Origin of the sequence: Streptomyces regalis (assembly GCF_001509475.1) — a bacterium.
GTDB classification, from domain to species: Bacteria; Actinomycetota; Actinomycetes; order Streptomycetales; family Streptomycetaceae; genus Streptomyces; species Streptomyces regalis.
Map to the genome: position 1 here is coordinate 19947 of NZ_LLZG01000359.1, position 19956 is coordinate 39902.

Sequence of the window (19956 nt, forward strand, 5' to 3'; positions counted from 1 at the left end):
TCTCAACTCACCTTCACGAGGGATGCGCGCCACGGCGCAAGCCACCGGCGCGTAGATATATGTGTGATGCGCCCCCCAATTCGTACAGCTTCGTACAGTGATGCCCCTGATGCAGGTGTGACAGAAGGGGTCTGCAGTCGAGGGCGTCCGTCGCACCTGTACGCATCGGCGCCGAATCCTCATAAGGTGAGGAGTATTGGAGCCGGCGGCGGTGATGGGCCGCCGGTGGTCGCGAGGAGGACTGCGGTGAGCGAGACGAGCCCCAAGCTGCGCGCCGAGCTGGAGGGGATCCCCACCTACAAGCCCGGCAAGCCTGCCGCGGCCGGTGGTCCGGCGGCCTACAAGCTGTCCTCCAACGAGAACCCCTATCCGCCGCTGCCCGGTGTGATGGAGACCGTGACGGCCGCCGCCTCGTCCTTCAACCGCTACCCGGACATGATGTGCACCGGGCTGATGAACGAGCTGTCCGAGCGCTTCGGCGTCCCGGCCTCCCACCTGGCCACCGGCACCGGCTCGGTCGGCGTCGCCCAGCAGCTGCTTCAGGCCACGTCCGGACCGGGCGACGAGGTCATCTACGCCTGGCGGTCCTTCGAGGCGTACCCGATCATCACGCAGATCAGCGGTGCCACGTCCGTGAAGGTGCCGCTGACTCCCGGCGATGTGCACGACCTGGACGCGATGGCCGCCGCCATCACCGACCGGACCAGGCTCATCTTCGTCTGCAACCCCAACAACCCGACGGGCACGGTCGTGAAGCGGGCCGAGCTGGAGCGGTTCCTCGACCGGGTGCCCAGCGATGTGCTGGTGGTGCTCGACGAGGCGTACCGCGAGTTCATCCGCGACCCCGAGGTGCCGGACGGCGTGGAGATCTACCGCGAGCGGCCGAACGTGTGTGTCCTGCGGACGTTTTCCAAGGCGTACGGCCTCGCCGGTCTCCGCGTCGGCTTCGCGATCGCCCATGAGCCGGTCGCGGCGGCGCTGCGCAAGACGGCCGTGCCCTTCGGGGTGAGCCAGCTCGCGCAGGACGCGGCCATCGCCTCGCTGCGTGCCGAGGACGAACTGCTCGGCCGGGTCGGCTCGTTGGTGTGCGAGCGCAACCGCGTGGTCGACGGGCTGCGTGCCCAGGGCTGGACGGTGCCCGAGACCCAGGCCAACTTCGTGTGGCTGCGGCTGGGGGAGCGCACGGTCGACTTCGCGGCGGCCTGCGAGCAGCATGGCGTGGTGGTCCGACCGTTCCCCGGCGAGGGTGTGCGGGTGACGGTCGGGGAGGCCGAGGCGAACGACATCTTCCTGAAGGTGGCGGAAGGGTTCCGTAAGGAGCTGTAAGGCTCCGCAGGGAGGTCAGGCGTCCACGAGCTCCACGCGCACGGGGTCGCCGGCGCGGACGGTCGCCAGCAGGCGGGGATCGCCGTCTATGTGGCCGAGGACGTTGCACGGGCTCGCGAGGCGGCACTCGTCGCCCCGCGAGATCGGCGTGGGTCCGTAGGGGAGGGCGAGCGCGTCGCCGTCCGTCCAGAAGGTGACCGTGCCAGGGGCGACGACCTGCCGGGCGTTGGTTTCACGTGGAACGGCGACGCCCGTGTCGAAGTAGACCTCCTCGCCCCACGTAAGGGCGGTGGAGACGAGGGGCAGGGCCTTGGCGAGGGCCTGCGTGGTCGGAGTGTCGTCGAGGCTCGCGGTGAGGTGCCCCGCGGGCCAGGAGATCCGTATCCGTAGTGGCTGCTGTGTCTGCATGCCGTCGATTCAACAATATGTTGAAGAGCCTCGCCAAGGGGTTGGTTCTGGCGAGGGGACCCCCCTTGGAGGGTCGGAAAGTCGGATGCTGCATAATTGCTTGTGAATGTGAACGCTTTCACAAGCGGTAGGTAAGGAGCGGCGACGTGGACCTGGCTTTGGCGCCGGAGACTCTGGCGCGCTGGCAGTTCGGTATCACCACCGTCTACCACTTCCTGTTCGTCCCCCTGACGATCTCGCTGGCCGCCCTCACGGCCGGACTGCAGACCGCCTGGGTGCGCACGGAGAAGGAGAAGTACCTCAGAGCGACGAAGTTCTGGGGCAAGCTCTTCCTGATCAACATCGCGATGGGTGTGGTCACCGGCATCGTGCAGGAGTTCCAGTTCGGCATGAACTGGTCCGACTACTCCCGGTTCGTCGGCGACGTCTTCGGCGCTCCGCTCGCCTTCGAGGCCCTGATCGCCTTCTTCTTCGAGTCCACCTTCATCGGCCTGTGGATCTTCGGCTGGGACAAGCTGCCGAAGAAGATCCACCTGGCCTGTATGTGGATGGTCTCCATCGGCACGATCCTGTCGGCCTACTTCATCCTCGCGGCCAACTCGTGGATGCAGCACCCGGTCGGTTACAAGATCAATGAGGCCAAGGGGCGCGCCGAGCTCACCGACTTCTGGCTCGTGCTGACTCAGAACACCGCCCTCGCCCAGGCCTTCCACACCCTCTCGGCGGCCTTCCTCACCGGTGGCGCGTTCATGGTCGGCATCTCCGCCTTCCACCTGCTGCGCAAGAAGCACATCCGCGAGATGAAGACCTCGCTGCGGCTCGGCCTGGTCACCGTCGTCATCGGTGGCATGCTCACCGCGATCAGCGGCGACGTCCTCGGCAAGATCATGTACGAGCAGCAGCCGATGAAGATGGCCGCGGCCGAGGCGCTGTGGGACGGCGAGGAGCCCGCGCCCTTCTCGGTCTTCGCCGTCGGCGACGTCGACAAGGGCCACAACAAGGTCGCCATCGAGATTCCGGGCCTGCTGTCCTTCCTGGCCAAGGACGACTTCACCTCGTACGTTCCCGGCATCAACGACGTCAACAAGGCCGAACAGGAGAAGTACGGTCCAGGCGACTACCGGCCCAACATCCCCGTCGCCTACTGGGGCTTCCGCTGGATGATCGGCTTCGGCATGGCGTCGTTCGCCATCGGCCTGGTCGGACTGTGGCTGACCCGCAAGAAGTTCATGCTGCCGCAGCACCTGAGGGTTGCCGACGACGAGGTGCCGCATCTGGCGCTGCTCCCGAAGAAGGCGCTCGGCCCGAAGCTGACGAAGTGGTACTGGCGCATCGCGATCTGGACCCTGGCCTTCCCGCTGATCGCCAACTCCTGGGGCTGGATCTTCACCGAGATGGGCCGCCAGCCGTGGGTCGTCTACGGCGTGCTGCAGACCCGGGACGCGGTCTCCCCCGGTGTCTCCCAGGGCGAGGTCCTCACCTCGATGATCGTCTTCACCGCGCTCTACGCCATCCTCGCCGTCGTCGAGGTCAAGCTGCTCGCGAAGTACGTCAAGGCCGGCCCGCCCGAGCTCAGCGAGGCCGACCTGAACCCGCCCACGAAGATCGGCGGCGACTCCCGTGACGCCGACAAGCCGATGGCCTTCTCGTACTAGGCCGAGGGAGCTGCACAGTCATGGAACTTCACGACGTCTGGTTCGTCCTGATCGCCGTCCTGTGGATCGGCTACTTCTTCCTGGAGGGCTTCGACTTCGGGGTCGGCGTCCTCACCAAGCTGCTGGCCCGCAACCGGCCTGAGCGTCGGGTGCTGATCAACACCATCGGCCCCGTCTGGGACGGCAACGAGGTGTGGCTGCTCTCGGCCGGCGGTGCGACCTTCGCTGCCTTCCCCGAGTGGTACGCCACGCTCTTCTCGGGCTTCTATCTGCCGCTGCTACTCATCCTGGTCAGCCTGATCGTCCGGGGTGTCGCCTTCGAGTACCGGGCCAAGCGACCCGAGGAGAATTGGCAGCGCAACTGGGAGAACGCGATCTTCTGGTGCTCGCTGATCCCGGCGTTCCTGTGGGGTGTGGCCTTCGGCAACATCGTGCGGGGCGTGAAGATCGACCAGAGTCATGAGTACGTCGGCAACCTTTTGGACCTGCTCAACCCGTACGCGCTCCTCGGCGGCCTGGTGACGCTGACGCTGTTCACCTTCCACGGCGCGGTGTTCACCGCGCTCAAGACCGTCGGGGAGATCCGGGAGCGGGCGCGGACGCTGGCCCTTCGGGTCGGTCTGGCCGCAGCCGTGCTGGCGCTGATCTTCCTGCTCTGGACGCAGGCCGAGAACGGCGATGGCGAGAGTCTGGTCGCGCTGATCGTGGCTGTCGCCGCGCTGGTCGCCGCGCTCGTGGCGAACCAGGTCGGGCGCGAGGGATGGTCGTTCGCCTTCTCCGGCGTCACCATCGTGGCCGCCGTGGCGATGCTCTTCCTGACGCTCTTCCCGAACGTCATGCCGTCCTCACTCAATGACGAGTGGAGCCTCACGGTCACCAACGCCTCATCGAGTCCCTACACGCTGAAGATCATGACCTGGTGCGCGGTGATCGCCACGCCGATCGTCATGCTCTACCAGGGCTGGACCTACTGGGTCTTCCGCAAGCGGATCGGCACGCAGCACATCGCTGCGGACGCCGCCGCGGGGGCCACGCACTGAGTCCGCTGTGGCGGGGTGGTTCACGATGTTTCACATGAAACACCCCGCCCTGGACCGAAGGGCATGTTTCACGTGAAACCGATCGATCCGCGTCTTCTCCGATACGCCCGCACTACTCGCCTCTTCCTGATCGCGGTCGTCGGTCTGGGTGCCGTCGGTGCGGTGCTGGTCATTGCGCAGGCGATGCTCATCGCCGAGGCGGTGGTGGGTGCGTTCGAGCACGGGATGTCCGCCGCTGAACTCCGCACTCCCCTACTGCTGTTGGCCGCTGTCGCGGTCGGCCGCGCAGTCATCGCCTGGCTCACTGAGCTCGCCGCTCACCGCGCGAGCTCGGCGGTGAAGTCTGAGCTGCGGGCGCGGCTGCTGGAGCGGTCGGCTGAGCTGGGGCCCGGATGGCTGAGTGGACAGCGAACCGGATCGCTGGTTGCCCTCGCCACGCGCGGCATCGACGCCCTCGACGACTACTTCTCGCGCTACCTTCCGCAGTTGGGGCTCGCGGTGGTCGTGCCCGTGGCCGTGCTGGCGCGGATCGTGACCGAGGACTGGGTCTCGGCGGCGATCATTGTCGGCACCCTGCCGCTGATTCCGATCTTCATGATGCTGATCGGCTGGGCCACGCAGTCCCGGATGGACCGTCAGTGGAGGCTGCTGTCCCGGCTGTCTGGCCACTTCCTGGACGTCGTCGCCGGGCTGCCGACCCTGAAGGTGTTCGGGCGGGCCAAGGCACAGGCCGAGTCGATCCGGCGCATCACCGGCGAGTACCGCAGGGCGACCATGCGGACCCTGCGGATCGCCTTCATCTCCTCATTCGCACTGGAGCTGCTCTCCACGCTCTCGGTGGCACTGGTCGCCGTGACGATCGGCATGCGGCTCGTCCATGGCGAGATGCATCTGTATGACGGCCTGGTCATCCTCGTGCTGGCCCCCGAGGCCTATCTCCCGCTGCGTCAGGTGGGCGCGCAGTACCACGCGGCGGCCGAGGGGCTGGCCGCGGCCGAGGAGATCTTCGAGGTGCTGGAGACGCCGGTGCCCGCCTCAGGGACCGCGGCGGTGCCGACGGGGACGGTGTCGTTCGAGGGAGTCTCGGTCCGCTACCCCGGACGGTCCGCCGACGCCGTGTCGGACGTGTCCCTCTCCGTCGCGCCCGGAGAGACGGTCGCGCTCGTCGGACCGAGCGGTGCGGGTAAGTCGACGCTTCTGAACGTGCTGTTGGGGTTCGTGCGGCCGGCCGAAGGGCGGGTGCTGGTCGGGGGAGCCGACCTCGCCGAACTCGATCTGCAGGAGTGGCGCTCACGCATCGCCTGGGTGCCGCAGCGGCCGCATCTGTACGCCGGGACGATCGCCGAGAACGTACGGCTGGCCCGTCCCGACGCGGACGACGCTGCCGTACGACGTGCGCTGGAGGACGCCGGGGCGCTGGAGTTCGTGGAGGCGCTGCCCCGGGGCGTGGACACCGTGCTGGGTGAGGACGGGGCCGGGCTGTCCGCAGGGCAGCGGCAGCGGCTCGCGCTGGCCCGGGCGTTCCTCGCGGACCGGCCCGTACTGCTGCTCGATGAGCCGACGGCCGCGCTCGACGGGGCCACCGAAGCCGAGGTCGTGGAGGCCGTGCGGAGGCTGGCGGTGGGGCGGACGGTGCTGTTGGTGGTGCATCGCCCGGCGCTGCTGGGCGTGGCGGACCGGGTGGTGCGGCTGTCGGAAGCCGCGGTACCTGTGCAGGCAGGCGCACTGCCCCATGCGCCCGTGCCCGCCGCCGACCGCTCGATCGAGCGGGAAGCACATGGCGGTACTGCCGCGGACGAAGCTCAGGCCGCTTCGGCCGACGCCGAGACCGTGCCGCTCGCGACGGGCGCACGGGGCGTCCTCGCCCGTGTCCGCGCCATGTCGGGGCCCCGGCGCGGTCGCCTCGCCCTCGCGCTGCTGCTCGGGAGCCTCGCGCTCGGCAGTGCCGTCGGGCTCATGGCCACCTCCGGGTGGCTCATCTCGCGGGCCTCGCAGCAGCCGCCCGTGCTCCACCTGATGGTGGCCGTGACAGCGACGCGGGCCTTCGGCATCGGGCGGGCCGTCTTCCGGTACGCCGAGCGACTGGTGTCGCACGATGCGGTGCTGCGCATGCTGGCCGACACCCGGGTCGCTGTGTACCGGCGGCTGGAGCGGCTGGCGCCCGCCGGGCTGAGTCGCACGCGCCGGGGCGATCTGCTGTCGCGGCTCGTCGCCGATGTGGACGCACTGCAGGACTATTGGCTGCGGTGGCTGTTGCCCGCGGCTGCGGCGACCGTCGTGTCCGCCGGGGCCGTCGGCTTCACCGCGTGGCTGCTGCCTGAGGCCGGTTGCGTGCTCGCGATGGGGCTCCTGGCTGCCGGGGCCGGTGTCCCGCTCGTCACGGGTGCCGTAGCCCGCCGTGCCGAGCGCAGGCTGGCCCCCGCCCGCGGAGTGCTCGCGACACGTGTGACGGATCTGCTCACTGGCACCGCGGAGCTGACCGTCGCGGGCGCCCTGCCCAGCCGTAGGGCCGAAGCGCGGCGGGCTGACGGGGCGCTCACCCGGATCGCCTCGCGGGCCGCCACCGCCACCGCGCTCGGCGACGGGCTCACCGCGCTGATCTCCGGGCTCACCGTCGCCGCCACGGCCCTTGTGGGCGCCCAGGCGGTCGTCGACGGGCGGCTGGGCGGCGTCACGATGGCCGTGGTCGTCCTCACCCCGCTGGCCGCCTTCGAGGCCGTCCTGGGGCTGCCGCTCGCCGTGCAGTACCGGCAGCGGGTGCACAAGAGCGCGGAGCGTGTGTACGAGGTACTGGACGCCCCTGAGCCCGTACGGGAGCCGGAGCAGCCCCGGCAGGCGCCCGCGTCGCCGTTCCCGGTCGTCGTCAGGGGCCTGACCGCCCGCCACGCGGGGCAGGACCGGGACGCGCTCGCCGGACTCGACCTGACCTTGGAGGAGGGCCGCCGGATCGCCGTGGTCGGCCCGTCCGGATCCGGCAAGACGACGCTGGCGCAGGTGCTGCTGCGCTTCCTCGACGCAGAGGCGGGCACATACACGCTGGGCGGCGTGGACGCGTACGCATGGGACGGCGACGACGTACGGCGGCTCGTGGGGCTGTGCGCGCAGGACGCGCACCTCTTCGACAGCTCCGTGCGCGAGAACCTGCTCCTCGCCAAGAAGGGCGCCACCGAGGCCGAACTGCGCGACGCCCTCGAGCGGGCCCGGTTGCTCGACTGGGCCGACAGCCTGCCCGACGGGCTGGACACGCTCGTGGGCGAGCACGGGGCGCGGCTGTCGGGCGGGCAGCGGCAGCGGCTCGCGCTGGCCCGCGCCCTGCTCGCCGACTTCCCCGTCCTCGTGCTCGACGAGCCCGCCGAGCACCTCGATCTGCCCACCGCCGACGCCCTCACCGCCGACCTGCTGGCCGCCACCGAGGGCCGTACGACCCTGCTCATCACCCATCGACTGGCCGGTCTGGAGGCAGTGGACGAGGTGGTCGTCCTGGACGAGGGGCGTGTGGTGCAGCGGGGGGCGTTCGTGGAGCTCGCCGCTGTGGACGGGCCGCTGCGGGGAATGGTGGAGCGGGAGGAGGAGGCGGATTTGCTGGTGGGGGCGCCGTAGTGCGCGACCGGCCCCGTGTCTTGGGTGACTGCTCTCCGGCGGGGACCGCTCATCGACGCTTGCGTCAACAGCCGTACTGACCCGTCCGCAGCAACACGTTCCCCCAGGCGTACGACCTGAACAGGACCGGGACCCCGCCCAGGGGCCAGGATCGCTGACATGCGCTCATTTCGCCGCAATCGCCTGGTCGTTCCGGCGCTGCTGTGCGCGCTCACCCTGCTCGTCACCCCGCCCGCCGACGCCTCCGGCGACGGGAAGGACTCCACGGACCGCAACGGCGGGGGAACCGGCGGCGACTTGGGCCTCGGTGCGCAGGTGGCGCAGCTGTACGAGGATGCGGCCCTGGCGACGCAGCGGTACGAGGCGGGGCGGCAGCAGGCCGAGGTGCAGCGGGCGAAAGCACAGCGGATCGAGACGCTGCTCGAACGCGAACGGCGGCAGATCGGCGTCCTGCACGAGGACCTGGGCCGGATCGCACGCGCCCAGTACCGCAGCAGCGGCGGGATGCCCCTCACCGCGCAGTTGATCCTCGCCAAGAGCCCGGATCAGTTGATGCGCGGTCAACACGTCTTCTCGCAGACGAACCTGGCCGTCAACAACGCCATCGAGAAGAACCGTCGAGCCGAGGCCCGGCTGGCCACGGACGAGGCCAAGGCCGCGGCGGCCTGGCAGATCCTGGACAAGCGCAACGCCGAGCTGGCCGAGTTGAAGAAGGGCATCGAGCAGAAGCTCGAAGCGGCGCGGTGGCAGTTGCAGGGACAGGCCGAGGCCTCCGTGGCCGCCGGCTCCTGCGCCGGTGCCATTCGGCTCGACCAGCAGCAGAAGGACTTCACGACCGAGTGGGTCGCACCGGTGGAGTCGTACGAGCTGTCCGCCGGGTTCGGCAGCGGCGGGTCGCGGTGGGCGAACCGGCACACCGGGCAGGACTTTGCGGTGCCGATCGGTACGCCGGTGCGGGCGGTCGGGGACGGACGTGTGGCCAGGGTGTCGTGCGGGGGCGCCTTCGGCATGGAGATCGTCGTCCGGCACGCGGACGGCTACTACACGCAGTACGCCCACCTCGCCTCCGTCGCCGTCGACCAGGGCGAGCGCGTGGACACCGGGCAGTGGATCGGCCAGACGGGCACGACCGGCAACTCCACCGGGCCCCACCTGCACTTCGAGGTGCGGGTCACTGCGCAGATGGGCTCGGCGTTGGATCCGGTGCCATGGCTGGCGGCGCGGGGGGTGCAGCTCGGGTGAGGGGGAAAGGCGGGTCGGGCAGGCCTAGTGCCGCTCCGCCAGCAACTGTTCGATCACGACCGCCACACCGTCCTCGTTGTTGGCGACCGTCCGCCCCGACGCGGCGGCGATGACGTCCGGGTGCGCGTTGCCCATCGCGTACGACTGGCCCGCCCAGGTCAGCATTTCCACGTCGTTCGGCATGTCCCCGAAGGCCACGACCTCCTCGTGCGAGATACCGCGCTCGGCACAGCACAGGGCGAGCGTGCTGGCTTTGGAGACGCCGGGGCCGCTGATCTCCAGCAGGGCGCTGGGGCTGGAGCGGGTGACATTGGCGCGGTCGCCGATGGCGAGGCGGGCGAGGGTGAGGAAGGCGTCGGGGTCCAGGGTGTGGTGGTAGGCGAGGATCTTGAGGACCGGCTCGTGGGCGCCGGGGGCGTCAGGGGCCAAGAGGTCCTCGGCCGGCGCGAGCTGGTCCGGTATCTCCATGTGCAGCTTGGGATAGTCCGGCTCCTGGTAGAAGCCGTACGTCTGCTCCACCGCGTACACCGTGCCCGGAGCCGCCTCGCGCAGCAGTCGTACGGCGTCCAGCGCGTTCTCCCGCGCCAGCTCCCGTACCTTCACGAACCGGTGGGTGCCGGGGCCGCCGTGCAGGTCGACCACAGCGGCGCCGTTGCCGCAGATCGCGAGGCCATGACCGTGGACGTGGTCGCTGACGACGTCCATCCAGCGGGCCGGCCGGCCGGTAACGAAGAACACCTCGATGCCTGCCTCCTCGGCGGCGGCCAGCGCGGCCACCGTACGGGGGGAGACCGACTTGTCGTCCCGCAGAAGGGTGCCGTCCAGGTCGGTGGCGATGAGCCGCGGGCGGACAGCGGCGGCGGCCGGGGTCTGGGGCTGTCGAGTCGCTGAGGTCACCGGGTCATTCTCCCGCATATGCCTGCACGGCCGTGCGGCAGTCCGCACATCTGAGGCGGCAGCTGAGGAGAAACAGCCCCTGAGAACGCCGCCCTCACCGCCTTGACCAGCACTGTCGCGCCCGACCAGCTCACCGCAGCTGCGCCGCCGCCTCCATGGCGATCTGCTCGAAGACCTTCTCGTCGGCCGCGAAGTCCGAATCGGGGATCGGCCAGTGGACCACGATCTCGGTGAATCCCAGTTCCTGATGGCGCCCCGCGAAGTCCACGAACGCGTCGAGGGACTCCAGTGGGCGGCCGCGGTCCGGGGTGAAACCGGTGAGCAGGATCTTGTCGAGGTCGGCGGAGTCCCGGCCGATCTCGGCGCAGGCGTCGGCCAGCTTCTCGGCCTGTCCGCGAATGGCTTGAATCGACTGTTCAGGAGTGCCGTTCTCGTACAGCTTGGGGTCGCCCGTGGTCACCCACGCCTGCCCGTACCGCGCTGCGAGCCGCAGCCCGCGCGGGCCGGTCGCGGCAACCGCGAAGGGCAGCCGGGGGCGCTGCACACAACCGGGGATGTTGCGCGCCTCGTGCGCTGAATAGAAGTCGCCCTCGTACGACACCGAGTCCTCGGTCAGCAGCCGGTCCAGGAGCTGGACGAACTCGGCGAACCGGTCGGCCCGCTCGCGCGGCGTCCACGGATCCTGGCCGAGCACGGTGGCGTCGAACCCGGAGCCGCCCGCACCGACGCCGAAGGTGAAGCGGCCGTCGGAGATGTCGTCGAGGGAGATCAGTTCCTTGGCGTAGGGCACCGGATGCCGGAAGTTCGGCGAGGTCACCAGAGTGCCCAGCCGCAGACGGTCGGTGACGGCCGCGGCGGCGGTCAGCGTCGGCACGGCACCGAACCACGGGCCGTCCCGGAAGCTGCGCCAGGACAGGTGGTCGTAGGTGTACGCGGTGTGGAAACCGAGCTGCTCCGCGCGCTGCCATGCCTCGCGGCCCCCCTCGGACCAGCGACGGTACGGGAGGATCACGGTGCTCAGGCGCAGACTCATGTGTCGAGCGTAAGCGGCCGAACGGGTTTCACGTGAAACAGTCACCGCACGCGGCTGATCAGCCACGGAGGGAGGCTGATCACCGGCATCCGTGCGATGGCATCCTGGATGCGATGGTTCCTGGAGCGGTCGATACCACTGATCCTGCCGGGCGGGGGGTCAGTCCGACTCGGGAAAACGCAGGTACTCCGGCGGCACGGCCTTCGTCAGCCACACCCCGTTGGCGCTGACGTGGAAGACATGGCCGTCGCGGTGCATGGCGTCGGCGTCCACGCAGAGCACCACGGGGCGGCCACGCCGGGCGCCGACTCGCGTGGCGGTCTCGCGGTCGGGTGAGAGGTGCACGTCGTGCCTGTTCATGGGCCGCAGGCCTTCGGCGCGGATCGCGTCGAGGCTGTGGGCCACGGTGCCGTGGTAGAGGCACGGCGGTGGCGTCGCCGGAGGCAGTCCGAGGTCGACGTCGATGCTGTGACCCTGGCTGGCGCGGATCCGGCTGCCCTCGATCGCGAAGCGCTGCTTGTCATTGGCGGCGACCACGTGGTCCAGCTCTTCCCGGGTGAACCGGAATCCGTGCGCGGCCGCGGCGGCGATCAAGGTGTCGATCTCGACCCAGCCGGCCTCGTCGAGCGTGAGCCCGATTCGCTCGGGCTGATGGCGCAGGTGTTTCGAGAGGTACTTCGACACCTTCACGGTGCGTCTTTCGTCCATGCCACCAGCGTGCCGGGAGAGGTGTGAATCACGCGAATGATTTCGCTCCGGATGTTTGATCCACAACCAAGTGTGGTTATCCACAGGGGAATTGGCGATTCTGTGGACAACGACCCACCCATTCAAGAGGTTTCGTCAAGATCAGCTGATGTGGAGTTACTTGCGGCAAGCCGGTCCAAGGCGCGGGCCCGCACCTCCCGTTCGGCGGCCAACGCGATGAAGGACGAAGCCTGCTCCGGGCCAACAAGCCTCTCCACGGCCGCCATCGTTTCGGCGGGGACGGTCACGGAACGCGTCCGATTCCGCAGATCGGGCGTCTCGCCCGGATCCAGGTGCTGACGCAGGTGCCGCACGGCCAACAGGCGCATCGCCCGGGCGAGTTCCGCTTCCACCGACTGCTGAGCGAGCGGGCGCAGCCGTCGTACGAGAGAGGCCGCTTCGGCCGCTTCGGCGTCCGTCGGACGGTGTGGACCGTCGAGGTAGCGGGCGAAGACGTGTTCGGTGGTGAACTCCAGGAAGCGGGCGGCGATGTGCTCGACCTGGCCCCTCAACTCCCTTAGGTGTCCCGAGATCGCGGAGAGGGGAACGCCGGCCGCGTGCAACTCCACTGCCACGGCGAGCTCTTGAGGGCTCGGCACGAGGAAGGAGTCGTCGTCGCCGGAGACGGGCTCCAGCACGCCGAGGTCCACGGCATCGGCCACCGCCGCGTCGTCCGGGGTGCCGCCGAAGCGCTCGACCAGCTCGGCACGCGAGATCCGTACGGCCTCCTCGTCGGTCCACGGCCCGTCCACCTCGGCGACCAGCCCGAGCACTCCGCCGAGGCCGCGGCCGGCGTCCCAGGCCTGAAGGAGTTCCTTGATGGAGGCCAGGGTGTAGCCGCGGTCGAGGAGGTCGGCGATCTGGCGCAGGCGGACGAGGTGGGCGTCGGAGTAGACGTTGGCCCGGCCGCGGCGCTCGGGGCGGGGGAGCAGGCCCCGGTCCTGGTAGGCGCGGATGGTGCGGACGGTGGCACCGCTGAGGTGCGCGAGGTCCTCGATCCGGTAGGCGGGAGGGGCCGGCCCGCCGCCCGCGGGGCCGACCTCACCGCGCTGATCGGCCAGGCGGCCGACCCCACCGCGCTGGTAGGCCGTCCGGCTGACCTCACTCACAGCGGTGGCTCCCCACTCATAGCGGCGGCTCCAACCGCGCGATCCTGCGCAGCGCCCTCGGTGTGAACCTCGACATGAGATACGCCCCGCGAGCCTCCGGCGTCACCGGAACCACGGCCTCACCGCGCACCACCGCCCGCAGGATCGCGTCGGCGACCTTCTCCGGCGGATAGTTCCGCAGCCCGTAAAGCCGCGCGGACTTCTTCTGGCGCCGCTTCTCCTCCTCGGAGTCGACCCCGGCGAAGTGCGCGGTCGAGGTGATGTTGGTGTTGACGAAGCCGGGGCATATCGCGGTGACGCCGATGCCCTGGCCGGCCAGTTCCGCCCGCAGGCACTCGCTCAGCATCAGCACGGCTGCCTTGGAGGTGCTGTAGGCGGGCAGTGCCTTGGAGGGCTGGTACGCCGCCGCCGAGGCGGTGTTGACGATGTGGCCGCCCTGCCCGCGCTCGGTCATCTGCTTGCCGAACAGGCGGCAGCCGTGGATGACACCCCACAGGTTGACGTCGAGGACCTTCTTCCAGTCCTCCGGTGTGGTGTCGAAGAACGAGCCCGACAGTCCGATCCCGGCGTTGTTCACCAGGACGTCCACCACGCCGTACTCGGTGGCGACCTTCTCGGCGAGCTTCTCCATGGCCTGCTCGTCGGAGACGTCGACCGTCTCCGCCCAGGCTGCGGGGGCGCCGATCAGGCGGGACATCTCGGCGGTGCGGGCCGCGGCCTCGGCGTCCCGGTCGACGGCCACCACGCGCGCGCCGGCCTCGGCGAACGCGTACGCCGTCGCCCGCCCGATGCCGCTGCCGGCACCGGTGACCAGGACGAGCTGCCCGCCGAAGCGATCGGCGTACTTCCCGGTCGCCGTCACCGCTTCCGGCCGCCCGCCCTCCACGGACGTCACGAACTCCGTGATCCAGGCCGCCAGTTGGTCCGGGCGGGAGCGCGGGATCCAGTGCTTCGCCGCAAGTGTGCGCCGGGTCAACTGCGGGACCCACTGCTCCAGTTCGTCGTAGAGCTTCTCCGACAGGAAGGCGTCCCCGAGGGGCGTGATGAGCTGCACGGGTGCGTGCGCGTACGCGTCCGTGCGTGGACGGCGCAGCCGGGCCCGTACGTTGTCCCGGTACAGCCACGCCCCGTGCGCCGCGTCCGTCGGCAGCGACGAGGCCGGGTAGCCGGCGCCGGGCACCTGCTCGAAGCGCTCCAGCAGCTTCGGCCAGTGCTTGCCGAGGGGGCCGCGCCAGGCCAGTTCGGGCAGCACGGGCGTGTGCAGCGCGTACACGTACCAGGACTTGGCGCCCTGACCGAGGAGTTGGCCGACCCGGCGTGGGGTGGGGCGCTTCAGACGCCTGTTGATCCAGTGTCCGAAGTGGTCCAGGGACGGGCCGGACATGGACGTGAAGGAGGCGATCCGGCCCTCGGTGCGCTTGACGGTGGCGAACTCCCAGGACTGCACCGAGCCCCAGTCGTGCCCCACCAGATGCACCGGCCGGTCCGGGCTGACCGCGTCCGCGACGGCCAGGAAGTCGTCCGTCAGCTTCTCCAGCGTGAAGCCGCCCCGCAGCGGCTTCGGTGCCGTCGAGCGGCCGTGGCCCCGGACGTCGTACAGCACGACATGGAAGCGCTCGGCCAGCCGCGGCGCAACCTCGGACCACACCTCCTTGCTGTCCGGATAGCCGTGCACGAGGATCACCGTCGGCTGCCCGGGGTCACCGAGCTCGGCGACGCACAGTTCGACCCCACCGGTCCGCACCCGGCGCTCACGCGCGCCCTGAAGAGTCACCGGCACCGTCACTTCTCCTCCGCCCAGCGCCGCACATGCGGCAGATCGTCGTCCAGCCAGAAGGCGCTCTCCTCGGGGTCCGCGGAGTCGGTGACGACCAGGATCTCCTCGAACTTCGCGCCCGTGCCCCGGAAGCCCAGGTGCGGTTCGACCGCCCACAGGCCCGGCTGCGGCGGGTGGTCGGAGAAGCGGTACGGCGACCACAGCGGGGACCAGCCATCGCGGTGACCGTGCAGCGCGTCGCTCGCCAGGCCCTTCAGGGACTGGGTGCCGAACCCGAAGACATGCGCTGACCAGCGGCGCTGCCTGACCCGGTCGACCTTGTGCGCGATCACGCCGAAGGGATAGGCGCGGTGCCGGTTGGCGTAGCCCTGGCGGACCATGAGCCGGTCCACGTCCTCGTAGATCTCCCGCAGCGGCCGCCGCTCGCGCACCTCGTGCAGGATCAGTTCGCGATGCGCCTCCAGGTCGGCCATCAGCTTGTCCTGTACGGGGTTGATGCCGAGTGAACCCGAGTAGCCGATGTCGGCCGTGCAGCCGTCGTACACAGGAGCCATGTCCAGGATGAATGGCATCCCGGGCTCCAGCCGGCGGTTCGTGGGGAAGAACTGCAGCGGAATGCGGAAGTTCACGAACGCCGTGCGGTCCCCGAACCAGGCGAAGGGGAGGTGGAACCAGTCCCGCACCCCGCGCTCGCGCAGCCACTCGCGCTGCATACGCGCCGCCTCGCGCTCGGTGATGCCCGGCTCCAGCCGCGCCGCCACGGCCTCGGCGCACTCGTACGCCAGCCGCTGGACCTGCCTGAATCCTCGTAATTCCGCGGAATCCGCACGGAGTTCGCCTGTCACTGCCGTAGTCATGCCACCGCCCCACTTTGTCCACGCTGACTGCGGTACGCGCCTGCAACTTGACACTGGCGAATGTGACAGTTGTTAGAGTCTGCGTCAATAGGAGGGTCTCGGGCTGTGGAAAACCACGCCGATGTGGAAAACCAGGGTCGCGTTGTTCGACTCAGGGGTGACCCCTAGGGCCCCGTAGTCCTGGAGTCTGACCCCAATACAGCTCTGCGGGGTGACGACCGGCGTGGTCCGCGTCACTACCTTCGAAGCGTGACTGTGATCGCGACCGAAAGCCTGAGCAAGCGGTTCCCCAGGGTGACCGCGCTTGACCGGCTCTCCGTGGACGTCGGGCCCGGTGTGACCGGACTCGTCGGAGCCAATGGAGCCGGCAAGTCCACACTGATCAAGATCCTGCTGGGTCTGTCCCCCGCCACCGAGGGCCGCGCCGAGGTGCTCGGCCTCGACGTCGCCACCAAGGGCGGCGCCATCCGCGAGCGCGTCGGGTACATGCCGGAGCACGACTGTCTGCCGCCCGACGTCTCGGCCACCGAGTTCGTCGTCCACATGGCGCGCATGTCCGGCCTTCCGCCCACCGCCGCGCGCGAGCGCACCGCGGACACGCTGCGTCACGTCGGTCTGTACGAGGAGCGCTACCGCCCCATCGGCGGCTACTCGACCGGCATGAAGCAGCGCGTGAAGCTGGCGCAGGCCTTGGTGCACGACCCGCAGCTGGTCTTCCTGGACGAGCCGACCAACGGCCTCGACCCGGTCGGCCGCGACGAGATGCTCGGCCTCATCCGCCGTATCCACACAGACTTCGGCATCTCGGTCCTGGTCACCTCGCACCTCCTGGGCGAACTGGAGCGCACCTGCGACCACGTCGTCATCATCGACGGCGGCAAGCTCCTGCGCTCCAGCTCCACCACCGCCTTCACCCAGACCACCACGACCCTCGCCATCGAGGTCACCGACACCGACGACCACCCGGACGGCACCCGCGCGGTGCGCGACGCGCTCCACGCGCGCGGGGTGGACGTCCTCGACGGAAGCGGCGGCCTCCCGGGCGCCGGTCACATCCTGCTGCTCACCGCGCAGGGCGACGAGACCTACGACCTGGTGCGGGACGTGGTCGCCGACCTCGGCCTCGGCCTGGTGCGCATGGAACAGCGCCGGCACCACATCTCGGAGGTCTTCACGGACAGCGAGCAGGGCAGCGAGCAGAGCACCGACGCACAGCGGAAGGAGGCGGTCGGCCATGGCGGTTGAGTACCCCACAGCGACACAGTCGGGTGACCAGACCCGTATCCACAACATCGGCTACCGCAGCTACGACGGCCCTCGCCTCGGCCGCTCCTACGCCACCCGGTCCCTCTACTCGCAGTCCCTGCGCGGCGCCTACGGCCTCGGCCGCTCGGTGAAGTCCAAGGTGCTGCCGATGCTGCTGTTCGTGGTGATGTGCGTGCCCGCGGCCATCATGGTCGCCGTCGCGGTCGCCACCAAGGCAAAGGACCTGCCCGTCGACTACACGCGCTACGCGATCATCATGCAGGCCGTCATCAGCCTGTACGTCGCCTCGCAGGCACCCCAGTCCGTCTCCCGCGACCTGCGCTTCAAGACCGTACCGCTGTACTTCTCGCGGCCCATCGAGACCGCCGACTACGTACGGGCGAAGTTCGCGGCACTGGCCTCCGCGCTGTTCATCCTCACCGCGGCACCGCTGCTCGTGCTCTACGTGGGCGCACTGCTGGCCAAGCTCGACTTCGCCGACCAGACCAAGGGATTCGCACAGGGACTCGTCTCCGTGGCACTGCTCTCGCTGCTCTTCGCCGGCCTCGGCCTGGTCATCGCGTCGGTCACCCCGCGCCGCGGCTTCGGCATCGCGGCCGTGATCGCCGTACTGACCATCTCCTACGGCGCGGTGTCCACACTCCAGGCCATCGCCGACGCCCAGTCCCTCGGGGACGGCGGGGGCAGCAGCGGGGCCATCGCCTGGATCGGCCTCTTCTCGCCGGTCACGCTCATCGACGGCGTGCAGTCCGCCTTCCTGGGCGCGAGCTCCGCGTTCCCGGGCGGGGTGGGCCCGAGCAGCGGCGAAGGCGCCCTGTACGTCCTTGTCACCCTCGGCCTGATCGCCGCGAGTTACGGCCTGCTGATGCGCCGCTACCGAAAGGTCGGACTGTGACCACGCTCTCCATCGACCACGTCTCCCGCTGGTTCGGCAACGTGGTCGCCGTCAACGACATCACCATGACGATCGGCCCCGGCGTCACCGGCCTCCTCGGCCCCAACGGAGCCGGAAAGTCCACCCTCATCAACATGATGGGCGGCTTCCTGGCTCCCTCCACCGGCACCGTCACCCTCGACGGACAGCCGGTCTGGCGCAACGAGGCGATCTACAAGCACATCGGCATCGTCCCCGAGCGCGAGGCGATGTACGACTTCCTCACCGGCCGCGAATTCGTCGTCGCCAACGCCGAGTTGCACGGCCTGGGCGCCAAGGCCGCCCAAAAGGCCCTGGCCACAGTCGAGATGGAGTACGCACAGGACCGAAAGATCTCCACGTACTCCAAGGGCATGCGCCAGCGCGTGAAGATGGCGAGCGCCCTCGTCCACGCCCCCTCGCTGCTCCTGCTCGACGAGCCCTTCAACGGCATGGACCCGCGCCAGCGCATGCAGCTCATGGACCTGCTGCGACGCATGGGAGACGAGGGCCGCACCGTGCTGTTCTCCTCCCACATCCTCGAAGAGGTCGAGCAACTCGCCTGGCACATCGAGGTCGTCGTCGCAGGGCGGCACGCGGCCAGCGGTGACTTCCGCAAGATCCGCCGCCTGATGACCGACCGCCCGCACCGCTACCTGGTGCGCTCCAGCGACGACCGCACCCTCGCGGCCGCGCTGATCGCCGACCCGTCGACGTCCGGGATCGAGGTCGACCTGGCCGAGGGCGCGTTGCACATCCAGGCCGTCGACTTCGGCCGCTTCACGGCCCTGCTGCCGCGGGTGGCACGCGACCACGGCATCCGCCTGCTCACGGTCTCGCCGTCCGACGAGTCCCTCGAGTCCGTCTTCTCGTATCTCGTCGCGGCGTAGGAGGCCGAAAGATGTACGACCCCACAGTCGCCCGGCTCACCTACCGGGCCCTGCTCGGCCGCCGCCGGGCCCTCATCCTGGGCGCGTTGCCGATGCTCCTCATCGCGGTCTCCGTGGTGGTGCGCGGCCTCGCCGGAGCCGACGACCAGACCGCGTCGGACCTGCTCGGCGGGCTGGCGCTCGCCACCATGGTGCCGATCATCGGAGTCATCGCCGGCACGGGCGCGATCGGGCCCGAGATCGACGACGGCTCGGTGGTGTATCTGCTGTCCAAGCCGGTGAAACGGTCGACGATCATCTTCACCAAGCTGATCGTGGCGATCGCCGTGACGATGGTGTTCTCGGCGCTGCCCACCTTCATCGCCGGGTTCATCCTGAACGGCAACGGCCAGCAGATCGCCGTCGCCTACACGGTGGCCGCCCTGGTCGCCTCCATCGCCTACGCAGCGCTCTTCCTGCTGCTCGGCACGGTGTCCCGGCACGCGGTGGTCTTCGGGCTCGTCTACGCGCTCGTCTGGGAGGCCCTGTTCGGCTCCCTGGTGTCGGGCGCGCGCACGCTGAGCGTCCAGCAGTGGGCGCTGGCGGTGGCGCAGAAGGTCGCCGGCGGGGAGATGGTGACGTCGGACGTCACACTGCCCACGGCGACGGTGCTGTTGGCGCTGGTGACCGTGCTCGCGACCTGGTACGCGGGACAGAAGCTGCGGTCGCTGACGCTCGCCGGTGAGGAGTGACCCGTCCGTGAGACGTAAAGAGCCGGGCCCCTGACCGGGCCCGCTCTTGACGGAGGCTTCACCACTGTCCGGGCACACTGAGAACACGGGAACGGTCGGCTGAGAGGAACGGGGATGGCAGACGACTGGGACGACCTCGTCCTGGACGAGGACTTCATACGGTCCGCCGAGACGTCCGAACCGTCCGCCCGCGCCCGCATGCTGGCCGCCCGCTGGCGCCGCGAGAAGCCCGAGCCGCAGCCGTGGCGCTCCGACGAGCCGCCCGCCGGGTGGTTCTTCAGCAAGGGGCGCCGACGCAAGTGGCGCCGCCGGTAAGGGGCGTACGGCGCCTCACCGGGGCTTCTTAATCAGTGGCGCCCAACTCGCCGTACGGGCACAGTGGTTGTGTCCACACCGCCGGACGACGAGTTCGGCACCACGTTCTGGGAGAGGAGTCCGACGATGTCCATGCACGGCAGTACGTCG

Annotated in this window: 17 protein-coding genes; 10 read left to right on the forward strand and 7 right to left on the reverse strand. The window is 69.6% G+C overall.

The window, feature by feature from the left end:
* Positions 1-246 precede the first annotated feature (246 nt).
* Entirely contained in the window at positions 247-1326 is a 1080-nt protein-coding gene (gene hisC, locus ADL12_RS31460; protein ID WP_062707994.1) for a histidinol-phosphate transaminase, read from the forward strand.
* A gap of 15 nt (positions 1327-1341) precedes the next feature.
* Here hisC and ADL12_RS31465 read toward each other — a convergent pair whose 3' ends face one another.
* Complete coding sequence (locus ADL12_RS31465; protein ID WP_062707997.1) at positions 1342-1734, reverse strand: cyclophilin-like fold protein; 393 nt, start codon at positions 1732-1734, stop codon at positions 1342-1344.
* A 146-nt stretch (positions 1735-1880) separates the two neighbouring features.
* On the opposite strand from ADL12_RS31465, the gene ADL12_RS31470 reads away from it, so the two are divergent.
* From ADL12_RS31470 to ADL12_RS31485, 4 genes are all read left to right on the forward strand, one after another.
* On the forward strand, positions 1881-3389 hold the full coding sequence (locus tag ADL12_RS31470; protein WP_062708000.1) for a cytochrome ubiquinol oxidase subunit I: 1509 nt from the start codon (positions 1881-1883) through the stop codon (positions 3387-3389).
* 20 nt (positions 3390-3409) lie between these two features.
* Positions 3410-4429: a cytochrome d ubiquinol oxidase subunit II gene (gene cydB, locus ADL12_RS31475; RefSeq protein WP_062708003.1), complete on the forward strand. Its 1020-nt coding sequence runs from the start codon at positions 3410-3412 to the stop codon at positions 4427-4429.
* 63 nt (positions 4430-4492) lie between these two features.
* Complete coding sequence (gene cydD / locus ADL12_RS31480) at positions 4493-8029, forward strand: thiol reductant ABC exporter subunit CydD (protein ID WP_062708006.1); 3537 nt, start codon at positions 4493-4495, stop codon at positions 8027-8029.
* A 159-nt stretch (positions 8030-8188) separates the two neighbouring features.
* Positions 8189-9271 carry a peptidoglycan DD-metalloendopeptidase family protein gene (locus ADL12_RS31485; RefSeq protein WP_062708008.1) on the forward strand — a complete coding sequence of 361 codons (1083 nt, stop codon included), beginning with the start codon at positions 8189-8191 and terminating at the stop codon, positions 9269-9271.
* A gap of 24 nt (positions 9272-9295) precedes the next feature.
* On the opposite strand, the gene ADL12_RS31490 is transcribed toward ADL12_RS31485, so the two are convergent.
* The 6 genes from ADL12_RS31490 to ADL12_RS31515 form a co-directional block, all read right to left on the reverse strand.
* The gene (locus ADL12_RS31490) at positions 9296-10186 is read right to left on the reverse strand and encodes a Cof-type HAD-IIB family hydrolase (RefSeq protein WP_208614659.1); all 891 of its coding nucleotides are present in this window, start codon (positions 10184-10186) and stop codon (positions 9296-9298) included.
* A 112-nt stretch (positions 10187-10298) separates the two neighbouring features.
* Positions 10299-11201: an LLM class flavin-dependent oxidoreductase gene (locus ADL12_RS31495; RefSeq protein WP_062708014.1), complete on the reverse strand. Its 903-nt coding sequence runs from the start codon at positions 11199-11201 to the stop codon at positions 10299-10301.
* Positions 11202-11360: 159 nt separating this feature from the next.
* Positions 11361-11909 carry an RNA 2'-phosphotransferase gene (locus ADL12_RS31500; RefSeq protein WP_062708018.1) on the reverse strand — a complete coding sequence of 183 codons (549 nt, stop codon included), beginning with the start codon at positions 11907-11909 and terminating at the stop codon, positions 11361-11363.
* Positions 11910-12031: 122 nt separating this feature from the next.
* The gene (locus ADL12_RS31505; RefSeq protein ID WP_062708069.1) at positions 12032-13009 is read right to left on the reverse strand and encodes a MerR family transcriptional regulator; all 978 of its coding nucleotides are present in this window, start codon (positions 13007-13009) and stop codon (positions 12032-12034) included.
* Between the two features lie 64 nt (positions 13010-13073).
* Positions 13074-14831 (reverse strand): SDR family oxidoreductase, encoded by a 1758-nt coding sequence (locus tag ADL12_RS31510; RefSeq protein ID WP_062708071.1) that lies wholly within the window; start codon positions 14829-14831, stop codon positions 13074-13076.
* Between the two features lie 8 nt (positions 14832-14839).
* Positions 14840-15691, reverse strand: a complete 852-nt coding sequence (locus ADL12_RS31515) for a M24 family metallopeptidase (protein WP_062708022.1) — start codon at positions 15689-15691, stop codon at positions 14840-14842.
* Positions 15692-15946: 255 nt separating this feature from the next.
* Between ADL12_RS31515 and ADL12_RS31520 the strand changes: the two genes are divergently transcribed.
* From ADL12_RS31520 to ADL12_RS31540, 5 genes are all read left to right on the forward strand, one after another.
* Positions 15947-16936, forward strand: a complete 990-nt coding sequence (locus ADL12_RS31520) for an ABC transporter ATP-binding protein (protein WP_062708024.1) — start codon at positions 15947-15949, stop codon at positions 16934-16936.
* Positions 16926-17852, forward strand: a complete 927-nt coding sequence (locus ADL12_RS31525; protein ID WP_062708027.1) for a hypothetical protein — start codon at positions 16926-16928, stop codon at positions 17850-17852. The genes ADL12_RS31520 and ADL12_RS31525 overlap by 11 nt, the downstream gene beginning before the upstream one ends.
* Positions 17849-18760 carry an ABC transporter ATP-binding protein gene (locus tag ADL12_RS31530; protein WP_062708031.1) on the forward strand — a complete coding sequence of 304 codons (912 nt, stop codon included), beginning with the start codon at positions 17849-17851 and terminating at the stop codon, positions 18758-18760. The genes ADL12_RS31525 and ADL12_RS31530 overlap by 4 nt, the downstream gene beginning before the upstream one ends.
* 11 nt (positions 18761-18771) lie before the next feature.
* On the forward strand, positions 18772-19491 hold the full coding sequence (locus tag ADL12_RS31535; RefSeq protein ID WP_062708035.1) for an ABC transporter permease: 720 nt from the start codon (positions 18772-18774) through the stop codon (positions 19489-19491).
* A 114-nt stretch (positions 19492-19605) separates the two neighbouring features.
* A complete protein-coding gene (locus ADL12_RS31540; RefSeq protein ID WP_062708039.1) occupies positions 19606-19806 on the forward strand; it encodes an SGM_3592 family protein in 201 nt (66 codons plus the stop codon).
* The last annotated feature ends 150 nt before the right edge of the window (positions 19807-19956 follow it).